Origin of the sequence: Gemmata sp. (assembly GCF_051859125.1) — a bacterium.
Lineage (GTDB): Bacteria > Planctomycetota > Planctomycetia > Gemmatales > Gemmataceae > Gemmata.
The window spans coordinates 1-1768 of record NZ_JBHYGG010000236.1 but is presented as its reverse complement, the minus strand read 5'-3'; the positions used below and the strand labels follow the sequence as shown (position 1 = coordinate 1768).

Annotated in this window: 2 protein-coding genes; one reads left to right on the top strand and one right to left on the bottom strand. The window is 70.2% G+C overall.

The window, feature by feature from the left end:
- Positions 1 to 304 precede the first annotated feature (304 nt).
- A complete protein-coding gene (locus tag ACTIGN_RS18975; RefSeq protein WP_439626664.1) occupies positions 305 to 682 on the bottom strand; it encodes a response regulator in 378 nt (125 codons plus the stop codon).
- Between the two features lie 334 nt (positions 683 to 1016).
- Here ACTIGN_RS18975 and ACTIGN_RS18970 point away from each other — a divergent pair, with 334 nt between their 5' ends.
- Positions 1017 to 1694, top strand: coding sequence for a response regulator (locus ACTIGN_RS18970; protein WP_439626662.1), 678 nt, complete (start codon positions 1017 to 1019; stop codon positions 1692 to 1694).
- Positions 1695 to 1768: the final 74 nt, after the last annotated feature.

Here is a 1768-nt window from a genome sequence, read left to right as displayed (position 1 = left end):
GCCCCCCGTCCGGGGGGAGAGGTCGCCGCGAGTCTTCGAGCGGCGGGTGAGGGGGCACGCGACACCACCCCACCAACCACGCCGAACCATTCCGCCACCGCTTCTTAGCGAGTCCCACAGCCCCGGCCTCACAGAGGCCGGCTACAGAGCGGCTACGGATCACCGCGATCCGGTTAGGAGTTACGCAGTTGCGCTCGGATCTGCTTGTTTTGGTGGGGCAGACATTTTTGTCTGCCTCGTGAGGCGACTGGCGGCAGACAAGAATGTCTGCCCCACCAAGCCAACTGCGTAACCCCTACCGGTGTCACTCGGTCGCTTCCAGCAGGCCGCGGATCCGGGCGACGAGCAGAACGAGGTCGTCCGGGGCGGCCGGCTTGACGAGGTGCAGGTCGATCCCGGCATCGGCGGACCGCCGGCGGTCGCTGTCCGTCCCCCGCCCGGTCACGGCCACGATCACCGGCCCCCGCCCCGTGGCACCCGCGCGGACCCGGCGGGCCACTTCCCACCCGTCCACCCCGGGCAGCCCGATGTCCAACAAGATCACGTCCGGCGCCTCCGCGGCGACCGCCGCGAGTGCCTCGTCCCCGCTCCCCGCCACCCGCGTGCGGCACCCGAGCAGGGCGAGGAGTTCGGCCGTCGATTCGGCCGCATCGGGGTGGTCCTCGACGACGAGAACGGACACGTGAGATCCGTATCGGGTGTGTTTGTTCACGGGAGCCTCGGGAGAGAGAAAGGGGCTGCCGATTCCGTTCGGTGACACTAAACCACGAATCGAGGTCGCTCCGACGAGGATGTTAGGACGCCGAACTCATTTCGCGATTTCCCGACACCGCGTCGGGTTCCCCCGACGGTCCCATTCCGCCCAAAGGAATGCTGAAGGTCCGGGTTTTGCACCCTCGCCCCCCCGCCGCATGTTCGATGAAGAATTGCGAGCAGCGGTCCGGTATAAGCACTATGTCGCCCCGCACCCTCCCTGGGGTGCAAATCGTCGTCCCAACGCACATCGAGAGGTGCCGATGAACGTGATCCGCATCCTGTTGGCCGACGACCACCCCGTGGTGCGCGAGGGGCTCAAGGGGCTCCTGGCCGGCGAGCCGGACATGGCGGTCGTGGGCGTGGCCGAGGACGGCCCGACCGCGGTCACCCTCGCGGGCCAGCTCGACCCGGACGTCGCCGTCGTGGACGTGTCGATGCCCGGGCTCAACGGCGCGCAGGTGGCGACCCGGCTGCGGGCCGAGCGGCCCGACCTGCGGGTGCTGGCCCTCACGGTCCACGAGGACGTCGGGTACCTGCGGCTGCTCCTCGGGGCGGGCGCGAGCGGGTACGTCCTGAAGCGGACCGCGGCGGCCGAACTGGTCCGCGCGGTCCGCGTCGTCGCCGGGGGCGGGAGGTACGTCGACCCGGCCATGGCCCACCTCCTGGTCGGCGGCCCGACGCGCTCGGCCGGTGAGACGGGGGCGGCCCTGAGCGAGCGCGAGGCCGAGGTGGTCCGGTTGATCGCCCTGGGGTACAGCAACAAGGAGATCGCGGCCCGCATCACCGTGTCCGTCAAGACCATCGAGACGTACAAGAGCAGGGCGATGGAGAAGCTCAAGTGCCGGGGCCGCGTGGACCTGGTCCGGTACTCCGCCGGACGCGGGTGGCTGACCGCGGACGCCCCGGCCGGGGCCGAGCCGAAGCCAACTCGCGAATAAGGCCCCCCCGGACAGAACCCGATGTAGGGCCGGCTGTGCCGGCCGCAACCTGAGCCCTCTGCGCTGCTTCGGCC